Below are 14,198 nucleotides of genomic sequence, written 5' to 3'. Positions count from 1 at the left end.
CTGGGCCTCATCGCGGGCAAGCCTCGCTCCTACAGAGGTATGCTCTCACCTGTAGCAGCGAGGCTTGCCCGCGATGAACGATAACGCGGTGTACCAGCAATTCCGTGTCGCTGGTTTCGCGGGCAGCCTCGCTCCTACAGGTGGGCTGTGTATTGCGCACATCCCGCACCGAACATCTATCCTTCATAAAGGTCAACCCTAAAGGGAACACCGGATAGGAGGGATGCTCATCGTGCATATCGCTGACATAACCATGTTCTACGCCCCTGCCAGCGGTGGCGTGCGCACTTATCTGGATGCCAAACACCGTCGCCTGGGACGTCAGCCAGGTATCCGTCACAGCTTGCTGATCCCCGGGGCGTATCTGAGTGAGCAGGACGGTATTTACACAGTCCCGGCTCCCGCCGTGCCCTTCGGTAAAGGCTACCGTTTCCCTTGGCGTCTGACGCCCTGGCGCAATGCTCTGCGCGACCTGCAACCGGACTTGATTGAAGTCGGCGATCCTTACCTCACCGCCTGGGCCGCCCTGGACGCTCGCCGTCAACTGGACGTGCCGGTGATCGGCTTTTATCACTCGGACCTGCCACTGCTGGCGAGCAACCGCATGGGCAACTGGTGCACACCGAATGTCGAAGCGTATATCCGTAAGCTGTATGGCAATTTCGATCGGGTATTGGCACCCAGCCAGGTCATGGCTGACAAGCTGATCGGTCTTGGGGTGAAAAACGTTTTTGTGCAGCATTTGGGTGTGGACCTGCAAACCTTCCACCCGAGCGCTCGAGACCCGTCTTTACGCGCCGAACTGGGCATTGCCGAAAGCACCCGCCTGCTGATCTTCGCCGGGCGTGGCTCCAAGGAAAAGAATCTGCCGGTTCTGCTCAGTTGCATGAAACACCTTGGCAACCACTATCACCTGCTGCTGGTAGGCTCCTCCATGCCGGCCGCGGTGCCGAATAACGTCACGGTAGTCGGTGAGTTCTACCCCGCACAACAGCTTGCCAGGCTGTTGGCCAGTTCTGATGCGCTGCTCCACGCCGGCGACCAGGAAACCTTCGGTCTGGTGATCCTCGAAGCCATGGCCAGTGGAATACCGGTTGTCGCCGTGGCTGCCGGTGCGCTCAAAGAGATCGTCACACCCGTCTGCGGTCTGCTCTGCACACCGGACGACCCGCTGGCGATGGCCAATGCCGTGCGTGAACTGTTCACTTTCGGCAGCGCCACAATCGGCCGGCAGGCCCGACGCCATGTCGAACAGCATTATGCCTGGGACGCAGTGGTGAGCAGCCTGTTGGGGCACTATCGCGCCGTGCTCGGCAACCAGCAGCCGCTGCGGGCCCATGGTTGAGCCCATGAGCTCCCCCAGTGTGTTACTGGTCCTGCATGACGTTGCGCCACAAACCTGGGCGGACTATCAGCTGTTTGTCGAAGCGGTGGATGCACTGGGTAATGTGCCCATGACCTGGTTGGTGGTGCCCGACTTCCACAAGCACAATGCGCTGGACGCCCATCCGGGATTTCGTTCCCTGCTGACCCGCCGCATAGCCCTGGGCGATGAGCTGGCGCTGCACGGCTATTTTCATTGCGACGACAGCCCCATTCCGGTGAATCCACGGGATTGGTTCATGCGGCGGATTTATACCCATGAGGGCGAATTCTACGCACTGTCGCAAAACGCTGCCCTCGACCGCTTGCACGCCGGGATCGAACTGTTCCAGCGCTATCACTGGCCACTGGAAGGTTTTGTCGCGCCGGCCTGGCTGATGAGCCAGGGTACGCGCCAGGCGCTACGCCAACTGCCGCTGCACTACACCAGCGATCCACAGCATCTTTATCGTTTGCCGGACTTCACTCCGGTCGATGCACCGGGGCTGGTCTGGAGTTCGCGCAGTGCCTGGCGCCGTGGTCTGTCGAAGATACTCAACGATCAACGCGAACAGCGTTGGCGGCAAGCAACGGTTATTCGCCTCGGCTTGCACCCGGTGGACATGCGCCACGGGTACTCGCGAAACTATTGGCTACAAACCCTCAAGCGCTTGCTGGCTGACGGTCGCGTGCCGATGACCAAGGCCAACTGGCTGGCAGCTCAAACCACGATTGCCAGGTATGCCGCATGAGGAGGGCAATCTGGCTGGCCGTCGCCTTATTGCTGGCCATGCTGGTCCCCTTCTTGCTGGGCGGTAGCGATATGTGGCTGCGAGTGCAGCGTTTCCCGCTCGCGCTGTTACTGACGATGCCGGGCATGATTGTGCTGTGCTGGGTACTGAATTCGGTGCGCCTGCGCTTGTTGCTGGGTGAGCAGCGCGGCCAGATCGGACGCCTGAAAAGTCTCGGGGTGGTGATGTCCACCGAGTTCGCCATGTGCGCGACGCCCGGAGGCAGTGGCGGCCCATTGACGTTGATGGCTCTACTGGCGCGCAACGGCGTGCGCCCAGCCCATGGCAGTGCCGTGTTTGCCATGGATCAACTGAGTGATTTGCTGTTCTTTCTGTGCGCATTGAGCGCCATTCTGATTTACGCGCTGTTCCAGCATTTGAGTCAAAACCTCGAATGGATGCTGACCCTGAGCGCCATCTCGATGTTTGGCGGGCTGTGCAGCGGCGTGATCCTGGCGCGCTACCACCGCTTGCTGATTCGCCTCAGCGGTCGGCTGCTCAAACGCATGAACGTCAAAGCCCTTACCCGACGTCGATGGGCACGCAAGCTGCTCCACTTTCTGGTGGCCTTCACCGCCACCCTCAAATTGCCGTGGCAAACACTGGCCCGTGTGTTTGCCCTGACCTGCCTGCATTGGGCCTTACGCTACAGCGTGTTGTATCTGGCCTTGCGTGGTCTGGGCGTGGATGTGCAGTGGGCCTGGAGCTTTCTGGTCCAGATGCTTTCACTCAGCGCCGGGCAATTGAGCCTGCTTCCCGGCGGTGCAGGTGCGGCCGAGATCACTTCGGCAGCGCTGTTGGCGCCGATGGTGGGCAAGTCAACTGCGGCAGCAGCGATTCTGATCTGGCGGGCCGTGACCTACTACTTCTATCTATTGGCAGGCGGGCCGGTATTCCTGCTGATGGTCGGGCGACCGTTGTTGCACAAGCTGATGAAACTCAAACAGGCTTAGAGGCGGGTTCCCTCGCCGGTTCATCCTGTAATTGCTCCCACAACTCGGCGGCGCCGGGAAAGTCAGTGCCGTCCTGCGGACTCAGATCATCCGGGTCATAGCGGCTCAAGCAACCCTCACCTACCATCGCCGGAGCTTTGGACGTCGCTTTATCCAGTGGATCAGCCATGTTCATGTCCTCCAGGCACAACCGGGTGCATTCGGATCATTCCCACGTCCAACCGTCTGCGTGGGAATGCATCCTGTGACGCTCTGCGTCAACTCTCGATAGCGGACGCGGAGCGTCCATGGCGGCATTCCCACGCAGAGCGTGGGAACGATCATCAGAACACCACGGTTTTGTTGCCGTGTACCAGTACCCGATCTTCCAGGTGATAGCGCAGGCCGCGGGCCAGCACCATCTTCTCGACGTCACGGCCGAAACGCACCATGTCTTCGATGCTGTCGCTATGGCTGACACGTACCACGTCCTGCTCGATGATCGGGCCGGCATCCAGCTCTTCGGTCACATAGTGGCAGGTTGCGCCAATCAGCTTCACGCCGCGCATGGAAGCTTGGTGATACGGCTTGGCGCCGACAAAGGACGGCAGGAAACTGTGGTGAATATTGATGACCTTGTGGGCATATTCACGGCACAACTCGGGTGGCAGGATCTGCATGTAACGGGCAAGTACCACGACTTCAGCGTCGTGCTGTTTGACCAGGCGCGAGACCTCGGCAAACGCCGGCTCTTTGTCCTGCGGATTCACCGGCACATGGTAATAAGGAATGCCGTGCCACTCGACCATGCTGCGCAGGTCGTTGTGGTTGGAAATAACGCAGGAAATTTCGCAGTCCAGCTCGTCGCTGTGCCAACGGTGCAGAAGGTCCGCCAGACAATGGGACTCACGGCTGGCCATCAGCACCACACGCTTCTTCTGTTCAGTATCCGTGATGCGCCAGACCATCGAGAACTCTTCGGCAATCGGCGCAAACGCCTCGCGAAAAGCCTCAAGCCCGAAGGGCAGCGAATCGGCACGAATCTCGTGACGCATAAAGAACCAACCACTGAGATTATCCGAGTGATGGCTCGCTTCGGTGATCCAGCCGTTGTGGGATGCCAGAAAGTTACTGACTTTAGCAACGATGCCGACGCGGTCCGGGCAAGCAATCACCAGCCGAAAAGTGCGCATGAGGGGGAAACTCCAGAACTTCGCAAAGGCGGTCATTCTAGCCATTGCGCGGTAAAACTGCAGTATTCCTGACGTTTTGATCGATCGGCTCGTCAGACGCGGACTGCCGTTGCGCCCCCCTTTGCTGCGTTCAAAACCCGCGAGGTCTTTTCCTAAAATTGCGCAAGGCTTCTATTGTGAACATCTGTGACAACGCAATCACCGCATTTAACTGATTCCGGGAGTTTTTCGCTAACCACTCTAATTAAATTAAGTAAAACCCCGCATAAATGTTTACTTGCCGAAACTGCCTGCCTATCATTAAGACACTGTAACCTTGTCATCCAGTGCCCAACATAGGTAGTCCTCATGTCCTTGATCAACGAATACCGCGCCACCGAAGAAGCTATCAAAGAGCTGCAAGCCCGTTTGAAGAATCTGTCCCAAGACGACAAACTGCAAACCGAGCTGGAATTCGAAGGCAAACTGCGCACCCTGATGGGCGAATATTCAAAATCCCTGCGCGACATCATTGCGCTGCTGGATCCAGAATCCAAAACCAGCAAAGCTCCACGTGGCGCTGTGAAAACTACCGGCACCAAACGTGCTCGCAAGGTTAAACAATACAAAAACCCGCACAATGGCGAAGTCATTGAAACCAAAGGTGGCAACCACAAGACTCTGAAAGAGTGGAAAGCCAAGTGGGGCGGTGATGTGGTTGAAGGCTGGGCTACCCTGCTGGGCTAAGTGAAACACCCGTCGCGGACCACTTTGCGACCTGAAAAAAACGCCAGCTAGCTGGCGTTTTTTTATACCTGCGGTTCAGGCAAGTGAACTCACTGATTTCAAAGACTCAACCGCTTGCGTAACGATTGAGCATAATCGTGCCACTCATTGAGCACTTGGCGCTGAACCGATGTAGCACTTGCCGATAACTCGACGGTGGCCTCATTAAAAGCGTTCAGCGTATTGGGCGCCCCCCATTCAGACGCTGACAAACGTTGCTGACAGAATAATCGCCAGCGCTCTTGTTCCTGACCACTCAAGGTGCCTGGAAAGTTACGGGCGCGGTAGCGAAATAGTAATTCCGGCAAGCGCTCATCATCGAACGGCCATTGCTCTTGCGCTAATTGAGCAGGGTCGGCAGTCCTGACTTGCTCACATAAACGGCGATCCCTGTCACCAATAAAGCCATCGTATAACTGTTGCTCAGGGTCCAGGCTAGGGACAAAGTCCTCGCTGGAATAAATAGCCTGGACTTTATCTCGCCAAACTTCTTGTGCGTCAGTTAGCCGCAGCGCTCTGGCCTGATACTCAGCCACATCCAATTGCAGGCGCTGCCGATCTTCGGCCCGCAGTACCGATAACGGTGCCACCACCGGGCAACGGTTGATATGAATCAGTTTGAGCGGTACGGGCAACTCGCCTTCCGCCAGATCGTCGTGGCGTGTATACAGCCGCTGACGCAAGGATTCGACGTCCGGATCCATCAACCCCTGTGGATCGAGGTGCAGATCGCAAACGATCAAGGCATTACGATTACGCGGATGCCAGGCCAGCGGCAGAACCACGCCAATGTAATGCCGGGCAGCGGAAAACCGCCCCGAGATATGCACCATCGGCTGCAACAGCTTTATCTGGTCCATGACCCGTTGCTTGCTGCGCAACTGGAACAACCAGTCATACAACTTCGGCTGCTTGTCGCGAATCAACCGCGCCAGAGCAATCGTCGCCCGTACATCGGACAATGCATCGTGAGCCTGACCATGGTCGATGCCGTTGGCAGCCGTCAGACGCTCAAGTTTCAGCGTGACACGGCCTTCCTCCTCAGGCCAGACAATGCCTTGCGGGCGCAGCGCATAGGCGGCGCGAACCACATCGATCAGATCCCAGCGACTGTTACCGCCCTGCCACTCGCGGGCATATGGGTCGAAAAAATTCCGGTACAGGCTGTAGCGAGTCACTTCATCGTCGAAACGCAGCGTGTTGTAGCCAGCCCCACAGGTACCGGGGGCCGCCAATTGCGCATGGACCCGGGTCATGAAGTCGGCTTCGCTCAGGCCCTGCTCAGCCAGTCGGCTCGGGGTAATGCCGGTAATCATGCTGGCCGCCGGATGCGGCAGGATATCGTCGCTTGGCTGGCAGTAGAGATTGACCGGTTCACCTATCTCATTGAGCTCGGCATCGGTACGGATCCCTGCCACTTGCAACGGGCGGTCGCAGCGCGGGTTGATGCCGGTGGTTTCATAGTCGTACCAGAAGATGGAGGTCACGGGCTATTCCTGATCTAAAGACCGGCAAAGTCTAGGCGTTCACAGGCTGGCCCGACCAGCGATGTCTGCATTCAATCGTTAGCAGCTACATTGTCTGTCATACAGGGTTATGTCGTTTGCCCCTCGCAAACGCGACTACACAACCTTGCGCCACTGCCTACACATCCGCCAGAATCGCCCCGCTTGTGCGCCTTGCCCCACGCCACTAAGGTTCTCCTGTCGCTGCCCATCAGCGATCGGGTTTAGTAGCCCGTGGTTAATTAGGCAAGTTGCATTAGCTTCACTCAGTCAGGCTTCCCTATCGCCTGCACTTGATGGTGGCTGTGCGCAGGGCGCCCTCGGGCGCGCCGGCTTTGCTTGGTTCCCCGGTCTACTAACCTGCGTACAGCCGCCACCCCTTCGTTTAGTAGCGAGGCGGTGGCAGCCCCACTCAAGGAACCAACCGATGTTCAAAGTAACCCCCAATCCACCCGAAACCCCAAACGTTTCGCCCTACGAAGCCCTCGATTCGAAAAATCTCCACCAAGCCGCGCACCGGGCCCTCGATCACTATCTGACCCCGCCGCTATCAGGCAAGCCGCGTTCCAGCGACGAGCGTCCGCCCCAGTTCTTCACTGTCGCCCCGGACATCAACCCCGAAGCCTTGATGGCCCACACCTACGAAACCTTCTGCTCGGCCAGCACCCTGACCCTGGATTTGTCCGATGACCTGGAAGGCAAACACCGCAACCTCGCGCTGGCGATTTATAGCCTGATGGAGTTGGGGTTGTTGTTGGTCGAAAAAGCACTGGATCGCGAGCATTCGGTGAAGGTGTAGACAAGTGGAGCAAGCGCGCCCGCGTTAATCGCAGGCGCGCCGGAATTGAAGGGGCTTGATCGCGTAGCAGCTGCCGCCAGGCTGCGTTCGGCTGTGTAGCGGCCGTGATCCAGGCGATTCAATCCATGCTCAGGATTGCGTTACGGCAATTGCGTCTGCTGCGCAGCCAAACGCAGCCTTCGGCAGCTGCTACGGGATCAGCGCTACGTCCTTTATCGAGCCCTTACGCCGAAGCCGACAACGAATGGAAGCTGAAATACTGCGTCAAGGCGCTGACCAGTTGTCTGTATTCAGCCGGGGCCTGGAGTACGACAAACCCGGCATCGTAGTGATGCGGGGTTGCGTCTTCATGGCACCACAGGCAACAGGCTGTGACATCGATCACCTGCAGGCAGCCGTCGCTGGCCGGGATCTTCAGACGCAGTTCGAAGTCGGCGCCGATCATCATCGGTAACTGGCTGATGAGCATCAGCCCGTCCTCGGAAACGTTGCCCAGATAACCAATCAGTTTGTCAGTGACGCTATTGAACACCCTTAAAAAATACGGCAGTTGATGCCGCTCGATCCGGCGGTCGGTGAACATGCTGAGTATCGCTATAGAAAGGTCATTAAGCATGACCGCACTACTGCTTCGGATTGCTAACCCTGTCTATCCGATAGGGTAGCTGAACGCTCGCCGCCGGCCAGGTGTTCAGATGACAAACATCATGACTACGTGGCCGGACTCACCTGCGCGGCGCTATGGCTTGGGTAATGACCCAGCTGCTGCAAGGTTTCAAGCCGTGCACGGGCGCGGAATGCGTACTCACTGTACGGGTACTGAGTAATGATGAACTGGTAGGTCTGCGCGGCATCGACAAACAGTTTCTGACGCTCAAGGCATTGCCCGCGCAACATCGACACTTCGGGCTGCACATAGCGCCGTGAGCGGCTCTCGCGGTCGACCTTGGACAGCTCGAGCATTACGCTCTCGCAATTACCGCGATCATAATCGCGATAGGCATTGTCCAGGTGGTGGTCCATCGACCAACGGGTGCAGCCGACAACACTGAGGGCCAGAGCGGCAATGAGTACGAATCGCATGGGGGTTCTCCTGTCTTGAGCAGTGTATCGACCCACACCCGAAAATCTTCAGGAATGTTCGTTCAACAAACAAACGAATAAGTAGTGCAAACGAACAATGACTACAACTTCGGAGCATAGTAGCCTCTCGTTGCGCTTGAACTCAGGAGTCTCTGCATGTCCGTACGTCGTACTAAAATCGTCGCTACCCTTGGCCCTGCCAGCAACTCGCCGGAAGTTCTCGAACAGCTGATTCTGGCTGGCCTGGACGTCGCCCGGCTGAACTTCTCCCACGGAACCCCCGACGAGCATAAAGCTCGCGCCAAGCTGGTGCGCTCCATCGCCGCCAAGCACGGCCGTTTCGTCGCGCTACTGGGTGACCTGCAAGGTCCGAAAATCCGTATCGCCAAATTCGCCAACAAGCGCATCGAGCTGAAAGTCGGTGACACGTTCACCTTCTCCACCAGCCATCCGCTGACCGAAGGCACCCAGGAAGTCGTCGGTATCGACTACCCGGACCTGGTCAAGGATTGCGGCGTCGGCGACGAACTGCTGCTCGACGATGGCCGTGTGGTCATGCGTGTCGACACCGCGACCGTTGATGCGCTGCATTGCACCGTGTTGATCGGCGGCCCACTGTCGGACCACAAAGGCATCAACCGTCGTGGCGGTGGCCTGACGGCTCCAGCCCTGACCGAGAAAGACAAGGCCGACATCAAGCTCGCCGCGGAAATGGAAGTCGATTACCTGGCGGTATCCTTCCCACGCGACGCAGCCGACATGAAATACGCTCGCCAACTGCGCGACGAAGCCGGCGGTACTGCCTGGCTGGTGGCGAAGATCGAGCGTGCTGAAGCCGTGGCCGACGACGAAACCCTCGACGGCCTGATCAGCGCCAGCGATGCGGTGATGGTTGCCCGTGGCGACCTCGGCGTGGAAATCGGTGACGCAGAGCTGGTGGGCATTCAGAAGAAGATCATCCTGCACGCACGCCGCCACAACAAAGCGGTAATCGTTGCGACCCAGATGATGGAGTCGATGATCCAGAACCCGATGCCGACCCGCGCAGAAGTGTCCGACGTAGCCAACGCCGTGCTCGACTACACCGACGCGGTGATGCTCTCGGCCGAAAGTGCCGCCGGCGCTTACCCGCTCGAAGCGGTCCAGGCCATGGCACGGATTTGCATCGGCGCTGAAAAGCACCCGACCAGCAAAACCTCCAGCCACCGCATCGGTAAAGTGTTCGAAAGCTGCGATCAGAGTATCGCCCTGGCAGCCATGTACACGGCCAACCACTTCCCGGGCGTGAAAGCGATCATCGCTTTGACCGAGAGTGGCTACACGCCGCTGATCATGTCGCGGATCCGCTCGTCCATCCCGATCTACGCGTTCTCCCCACACCGCGAAACCCAGGCCCGTGCGGCCATGTTCCGTGGCGTCTACACCGTACCGTTCGACCCGGCATCGCTGCCGCCTGAGCAAGTCAGCCAGGCCGCGATCGACGAGTTGCTCAAACTCGGAGTGGTCGAGAAAGGCGACTGGGTGATCCTGACCAAAGGCGACAGCTACCACACCACCGGTGGCACCAACGGCATGAAGATCCTGCACGTCGGCGACCCGATGGTCTGAGACTCAGACCGCTGAGAACAAAAAGCCCCGCAGTGCAGACTCCGGGGCTTTTTTGGTTTTGGGTGTCTGATCGAAATGACAATCAGCGCTCAACCACGGGGCACGAACACATCGGCCAGTAGTTGATTGCGCGGTAGCCCCGCCAGGTACAGGCGCCGGGAAAAGGCGTCGACGCTGTCAGGGCTTCCGCAGACCAAGGCCACGGTTTGCCGGGAAACCAGCCGCAGTTGCGCCAGAGCCGCAGGCAGCTCAGCCGCTGTCAGCAACTCGATCGTAAGGTTGGGATGGTTTGCAGCCAGTGCGGCCAATGGCTTGGCCAAATAATGCTCGCTGGCGTCATGGGCCAGGTGAATAAGGCGGATGGCGCCCTGATGATCCTGACGCAAGGCCTCACGCAGCACACCGAACAACGGCCCAAGACCGGTGCCTGCCGCCAGCAGCCAAAGGGGCCGGCTTTGCCAGTCCGGGTCGTACTGCAAGGCACCACCGCGCAACTCGCCGAGGCGCAACGGCTCACCGATCCTGAGTTGGCGGGCCGCGTCACTGAACTCACCGCTGTGCCGGCAATCCAGGTGGAACTCGAGGAAACGATCTTCCTGCGGAAGGCTGGCCAGCGAATACGGCCGCGCCACATTGCCGGCAGTCCACAACACCAAATGCTGCCCGGCCCGGTAGCGCAAAGGTCGCTCGGGTTTCAAACGCAGGCGCAGTACCGTCATGGACAACCAATCGATACCCACCACCTCAGCCGGCAAGCCATCACGCGCCGGGTCGAAGGTTTCGATCTGCAAATCCTCGACGACCTGACACTGGCAGGCCAACCGCCAGCCACGCTGACGCTGGTCATCGGCCAATGCATCGGGTCGGTTGTCGCTGGGCTGGCCTTGAACGCAATGCACCAGGCATGCGTGGCAGCTACCGGCGCGACAGCTGTATGGGACACGGACACCGGCCTGGTTCAGAGCGTCAAGCAGGTTGCTCCCCGCCTCCACCGACCACTGTCGCTCACCTACCCGTAACTCAGGCATCGATGTTTTCCCAGGCAGCAGCGCAGCGATTGCGGCCGTCGCGCTTGGCGCGATAAAGCGCCTGATCCGCACTCTGCAGGGCATCATCCAGATCATCGCCCAGTTCAAGCAGGGTCATCCCCGCCGACAGGCTCAGGCCGTGCACACTCAGACCAACCAACTCGACATCGGTGAAGGCGATACGCAGACGTTCACAGCAAGAGGTCAGGCGTTCGGCATCACAATCGGGCAACAACACGACAAACTCCTCACCACCATAACGGGCCAGTACATCTCCATCGCGCAGGCAGGCCGTGGCGACGGCGGCAAATGCCTGCAACACCTGATCACCCGCTGCATGCCCGTGAACATCATTGATTCGTTTGAAATGATCCAGGTCGATCAATGCCAGGCCGTGGATCACGTCGGCTTCCATGTTATGCAACTCGCGGGTAGCCAGGCGCAGAAAATGCCGGCGGTTGAACAGGCCGGTGAGTTCGTCGGTGGCCACCAGGTCTTCGAGCTGACGCATCATCCCGCGCAGGGTGTCCTGGTGGGCCTGCAACGCGAAGCGACGTTGGCGCATGCGCTGGCGGGATGCCTGGACGTAGCTGGCATAAAGCGTGAGCCACACCAGAACGATAAACAATATGCAGACTTGCAGTGCCGCCAGCGGGGGATCGGCCAATTCGAAGTGGTAGCCTTCCCAGAGATTGATCCCGGCAAAACTGAAAAAAACCAGCGCCGCACAGCGCACGAACACCCGGCGTGGCAAATGAAACAGACCGAACAACAGGATCAGCACGTAGAACACCAGGAACGCGCCGCGAGCCATGTCGAGCTGGGTAATGAACCAGGTTTGCCAGACCAGGCCCAGCACTATTTGCACCTCAGTCAGGCTGGGGTCGGCAAAGCACAGGTTTCGTTCGCTGAGAAATACCCCGAGCAAGGCAGCTTGACTGAGTACCAACAGCGCCGTGGCAATCACTGCGCCGCTCACCGGGGCGCGGTAGTGACCACTGAGAATGGCCAGCCAAAGCAGCAGCAATGCCAGCCCATAGGTACCCGCCGCCAGGGTAAAGCGCTTGAGCAACAGACTCTGTATGGCTTTATGGGTCAATCTTTGACTCACCGTGCAAAAGGAGGCTGAACCGGGTTTCCTACCCTACAGGCCACGTGCCACTTTAGTGTCGTGGTTGAAAAATGACTATTCAAATTTTGGATGGCCGGTCGAACACAGGTATTTCTTCATCACAGGTATCTCTTCATCACAGGTATCCCTCTATTACAGGGATATCCTTAGCATAGGCATTCCTTGCCACAGCTTCTCTTATGCGACTTTCGTTTATCTACCGGCGGGTGTGCCCGAGCGTTTGGCGCGGTATACTGCCGCGCCTTTTTAGCGTCGCGCCAGCATGCCCGGCGTGCCTTAAAAGGTGTTTTCAGTGACCAGATCCAACCAGACTGAAGACACCTTATTAAATGTTCCCGTCTTATAGAGGAGCGCGACTCATGACCGTGATCAAGCAAGACGACCTGATTCAGAGCGTTGCTGACGCCCTGCAGTTCATTTCCTACTACCATCCCGTGGATTTCATCCAGGCCATGCACGAGGCCTACCTGCGTGAAGAGTCGCCGGCAGCCCGCGACTCCATGGCGCAAATCCTGATCAACTCGCGCATGTGTGCCACTGGCCACCGCCCGATCTGCCAGGACACCGGCATCGTTACCGTGTTCGTACGCGTTGGCATGGATGTGCGCTGGGATGGCGCGACCATGGGCCTGGACGACATGATCAACGAAGGCGTGCGTCGCGCCTACAACCTGCCGGAAAACGTCCTGCGTGCCTCGATCCTCGCCGACCCGGCGGGTGCTCGTAAAAACACCAAGGACAACACCCCGGCGGTCATCCACTACTCCATCGTCCCCGGTAACACCGTGGAAGTGGACGTGGCGGCCAAGGGCGGCGGCTCCGAGAACAAATCGAAGATGGCCATGCTCAACCCGTCCGACTCGATCGTTGACTGGGTCCTGAAGACCGTCCCGACCATGGGTGCCGGCTGGTGCCCACCAGGCATGCTCGGCATCGGCATTGGCGGTACCGCCGAAAAAGCTGCGGTGATGGCCAAGGAAGTGTTGATGGAATCCATCGACATTCACGAGCTGAAAAAGCGCGGCCCGTCCAACCGTATCGAAGAGATGCGTCTGGAGCTGTTCGAGAAGGTCAACCAGCTGGGCATCGGTGCCCAGGGCCTCGGTGGCCTGACCACCGTGCTCGACGTGAAGATCATGGATTACCCGACCCACGCCGCGTCCCTGCCGGTGTGCATGATCCCCAACTGCGCCGCCACCCGTCACGCACACTTCGTACTCGACGGTTCCGGCCCGGCTTCGCTGGAAGCGCCACCGCTGGACGCCTACCCGGAAATCGTCTGGGAAGCTGGTCCGTCGGCTCGTCGAGTCAACCTCGACACCTTGACCCCGGAAGACGTGCAGAGCTGGAAGCCGGGCGAAACTGTCCTGCTCAACGGCAAAATGCTCACCGGTCGCGACGCTGCGCACAAGCGCATGGTCGAGATGCTGAACAAGGGTGAAACCTTGCCGGTAGACCTCAAAGGTCGTTTTATCTACTACGTCGGCCCGGTCGATCCGGTGCGCGAAGAAGTGGTTGGCCCGGCGGGCCCGACCACAGCGACGCGGATGGACAAATTCACCCGGCAGATCCTCGAGCAGACCGGCCTGCTGGGCATGATCGGCAAATCCGAGCGCGGCCCGACTGCGATCGAAGCGATCAAGGACCACAAAGCCGTGTACTTGATGGCCGTTGGCGGCGCTGCGTATCTGGTGGCCCAGGCGATCAAGAAATCCCGCGTGGTGGCCTTCGCCGAACTGGGCATGGAAGCGATCTACGAGTTCGACGTCAAAGACATGCCGGTGACCGTTGCGGTCGACAGCAAGGGCGAGTCGGTGCACATCACTGGTCCTGCCATCTGGCAGAAGAAGATCAGTGAAAGCCTGGCGGTAGAAGTGCAATAAGTACTTAAACCTCCAGATCTAAAAAACGGCCGGGCTGTTGTCATCGACAGCCCGGCCGTTTTTCATTGCCGACGCGACTTACGTAGCAGCTGACGAGCTCCGCGAGGCTGCGTTCGG

General features: G+C 58.8%; 14 protein-coding genes. 7 read left to right on the top strand and 7 right to left on the bottom strand.

What is annotated here, in order from left to right; all coding sequences use genetic code 11:
• The first annotated feature begins 223 nt into the window (after positions 1-223).
• The 3 genes from gpgS to gpgF are packed head-to-tail and all read left to right on the top strand — an operon-like array spanning position 224 to position 3,106.
• Positions 224-1,345 (top strand): N-acetylglucosaminyl phosphatidylglycerol synthase, encoded by a 1,122-nt coding sequence (gene gpgS, locus AC07VR_RS25515; protein ID WP_494992073.1) that lies wholly within the window; start codon positions 224-226, stop codon positions 1,343-1,345.
• Entirely contained in the window at positions 1,338-2,114 is a 777-nt protein-coding gene (gene gpgD / locus AC07VR_RS25510) for an N-acetylglucosaminyl phosphatidylglycerol deacetylase (protein WP_495012939.1), read from the top strand. Before gpgS ends, gpgD begins: the two co-directional genes overlap by 8 nt.
• A complete protein-coding gene (gpgF, locus tag AC07VR_RS25505) occupies positions 2,111-3,106 on the top strand; it encodes a glucosaminyl phosphatidylglycerol flippase (RefSeq protein ID WP_494992071.1) in 996 nt (331 codons plus the stop codon). Before gpgD ends, gpgF begins: the two co-directional genes overlap by 4 nt.
• Here gpgF and AC07VR_RS25500 read toward each other — a convergent pair.
• Positions 3,093-3,275, bottom strand: coding sequence for a hypothetical protein (locus tag AC07VR_RS25500; RefSeq protein ID WP_495012938.1), 183 nt, complete (start codon positions 3,273-3,275; stop codon positions 3,093-3,095). The two genes, gpgF and AC07VR_RS25500, sit on opposite strands and share 14 nt — an antisense overlap.
• Before the next feature lie 154 nt (positions 3,276-3,429).
• Positions 3,430-4,278: a formyltetrahydrofolate deformylase gene (gene purU / locus AC07VR_RS25495; protein WP_494992069.1), complete on the bottom strand. Its 849-nt coding sequence runs from the start codon at positions 4,276-4,278 to the stop codon at positions 3,430-3,432.
• Positions 4,279-4,626: 348 nt separating this feature from the next.
• On the opposite strand from purU, the gene mvaT reads away from it, so the two are divergent.
• Positions 4,627-5,004: a histone-like nucleoid-structuring protein MvaT gene (gene mvaT, locus AC07VR_RS25490; RefSeq protein WP_494992068.1), complete on the top strand. Its 378-nt coding sequence runs from the start codon at positions 4,627-4,629 to the stop codon at positions 5,002-5,004.
• A gap of 98 nt (positions 5,005-5,102) precedes the next feature.
• Here the strand turns inward: mvaT and sbcB are convergent, their stop codons facing one another.
• Positions 5,103-6,530, bottom strand: a complete 1,428-nt coding sequence (gene sbcB, locus AC07VR_RS25485; RefSeq protein WP_494992067.1) for an exodeoxyribonuclease I — start codon at positions 6,528-6,530, stop codon at positions 5,103-5,105.
• 445 nt (positions 6,531-6,975) lie between these two features.
• On the opposite strand from sbcB, the gene AC07VR_RS25480 reads away from it, so the two are divergent.
• Positions 6,976-7,347 (top strand): DUF6124 family protein, encoded by a 372-nt coding sequence (locus tag AC07VR_RS25480; RefSeq protein WP_495012937.1) that lies wholly within the window; start codon positions 6,976-6,978, stop codon positions 7,345-7,347.
• 223 nt (positions 7,348-7,570) lie between these two features.
• On the opposite strand, the gene AC07VR_RS25475 is transcribed toward AC07VR_RS25480, so the two are convergent.
• Both AC07VR_RS25475 and AC07VR_RS25470 read right to left on the bottom strand, forming a co-directional pair.
• Positions 7,571-7,930, bottom strand: a complete 360-nt coding sequence (locus AC07VR_RS25475) for a PilZ domain-containing protein (protein ID WP_494992149.1) — start codon at positions 7,928-7,930, stop codon at positions 7,571-7,573.
• A gap of 128 nt (positions 7,931-8,058) precedes the next feature.
• A complete protein-coding gene (locus AC07VR_RS25470; RefSeq protein ID WP_495012936.1) occupies positions 8,059-8,430 on the bottom strand; it encodes a tetratricopeptide repeat protein in 372 nt (123 codons plus the stop codon).
• Between the two features lie 156 nt (positions 8,431-8,586).
• On the opposite strand from AC07VR_RS25470, the gene pyk reads away from it, so the two are divergent.
• Positions 8,587-10,038, top strand: coding sequence for a pyruvate kinase (gene pyk, locus AC07VR_RS25465; protein ID WP_494992064.1), 1,452 nt, complete (start codon positions 8,587-8,589; stop codon positions 10,036-10,038).
• An 89-nt stretch (positions 10,039-10,127) separates the two neighbouring features.
• On the opposite strand, the gene AC07VR_RS25460 is transcribed toward pyk, so the two are convergent.
• Both AC07VR_RS25460 and AC07VR_RS25455 read right to left on the bottom strand, forming a co-directional pair.
• Positions 10,128-11,066 (bottom strand): iron-sulfur-binding ferredoxin reductase, encoded by a 939-nt coding sequence (locus AC07VR_RS25460; protein ID WP_495012935.1) that lies wholly within the window; start codon positions 11,064-11,066, stop codon positions 10,128-10,130.
• A complete protein-coding gene (locus AC07VR_RS25455) occupies positions 11,059-12,165 on the bottom strand; it encodes a GGDEF domain-containing protein (RefSeq protein WP_495012934.1) in 1,107 nt (368 codons plus the stop codon). The genes AC07VR_RS25460 and AC07VR_RS25455 overlap by 8 nt, the downstream gene beginning before the upstream one ends.
• A 392-nt stretch (positions 12,166-12,557) precedes the next feature.
• Here AC07VR_RS25455 and AC07VR_RS25450 point away from each other — a divergent pair, with 392 nt between their 5' ends.
• Positions 12,558-14,081 (top strand): fumarate hydratase, encoded by a 1,524-nt coding sequence (locus AC07VR_RS25450; protein WP_057960547.1) that lies wholly within the window; start codon positions 12,558-12,560, stop codon positions 14,079-14,081.
• Positions 14,082-14,198 lie beyond the last annotated feature (117 nt).

This window comes from Pseudomonas sp. GW821-FHT02H09 (assembly GCF_059421425.1).
Note: the sequence above shows the minus strand (reverse complement) of the source record. Positions and strands in the feature narration are given on the sequence as shown.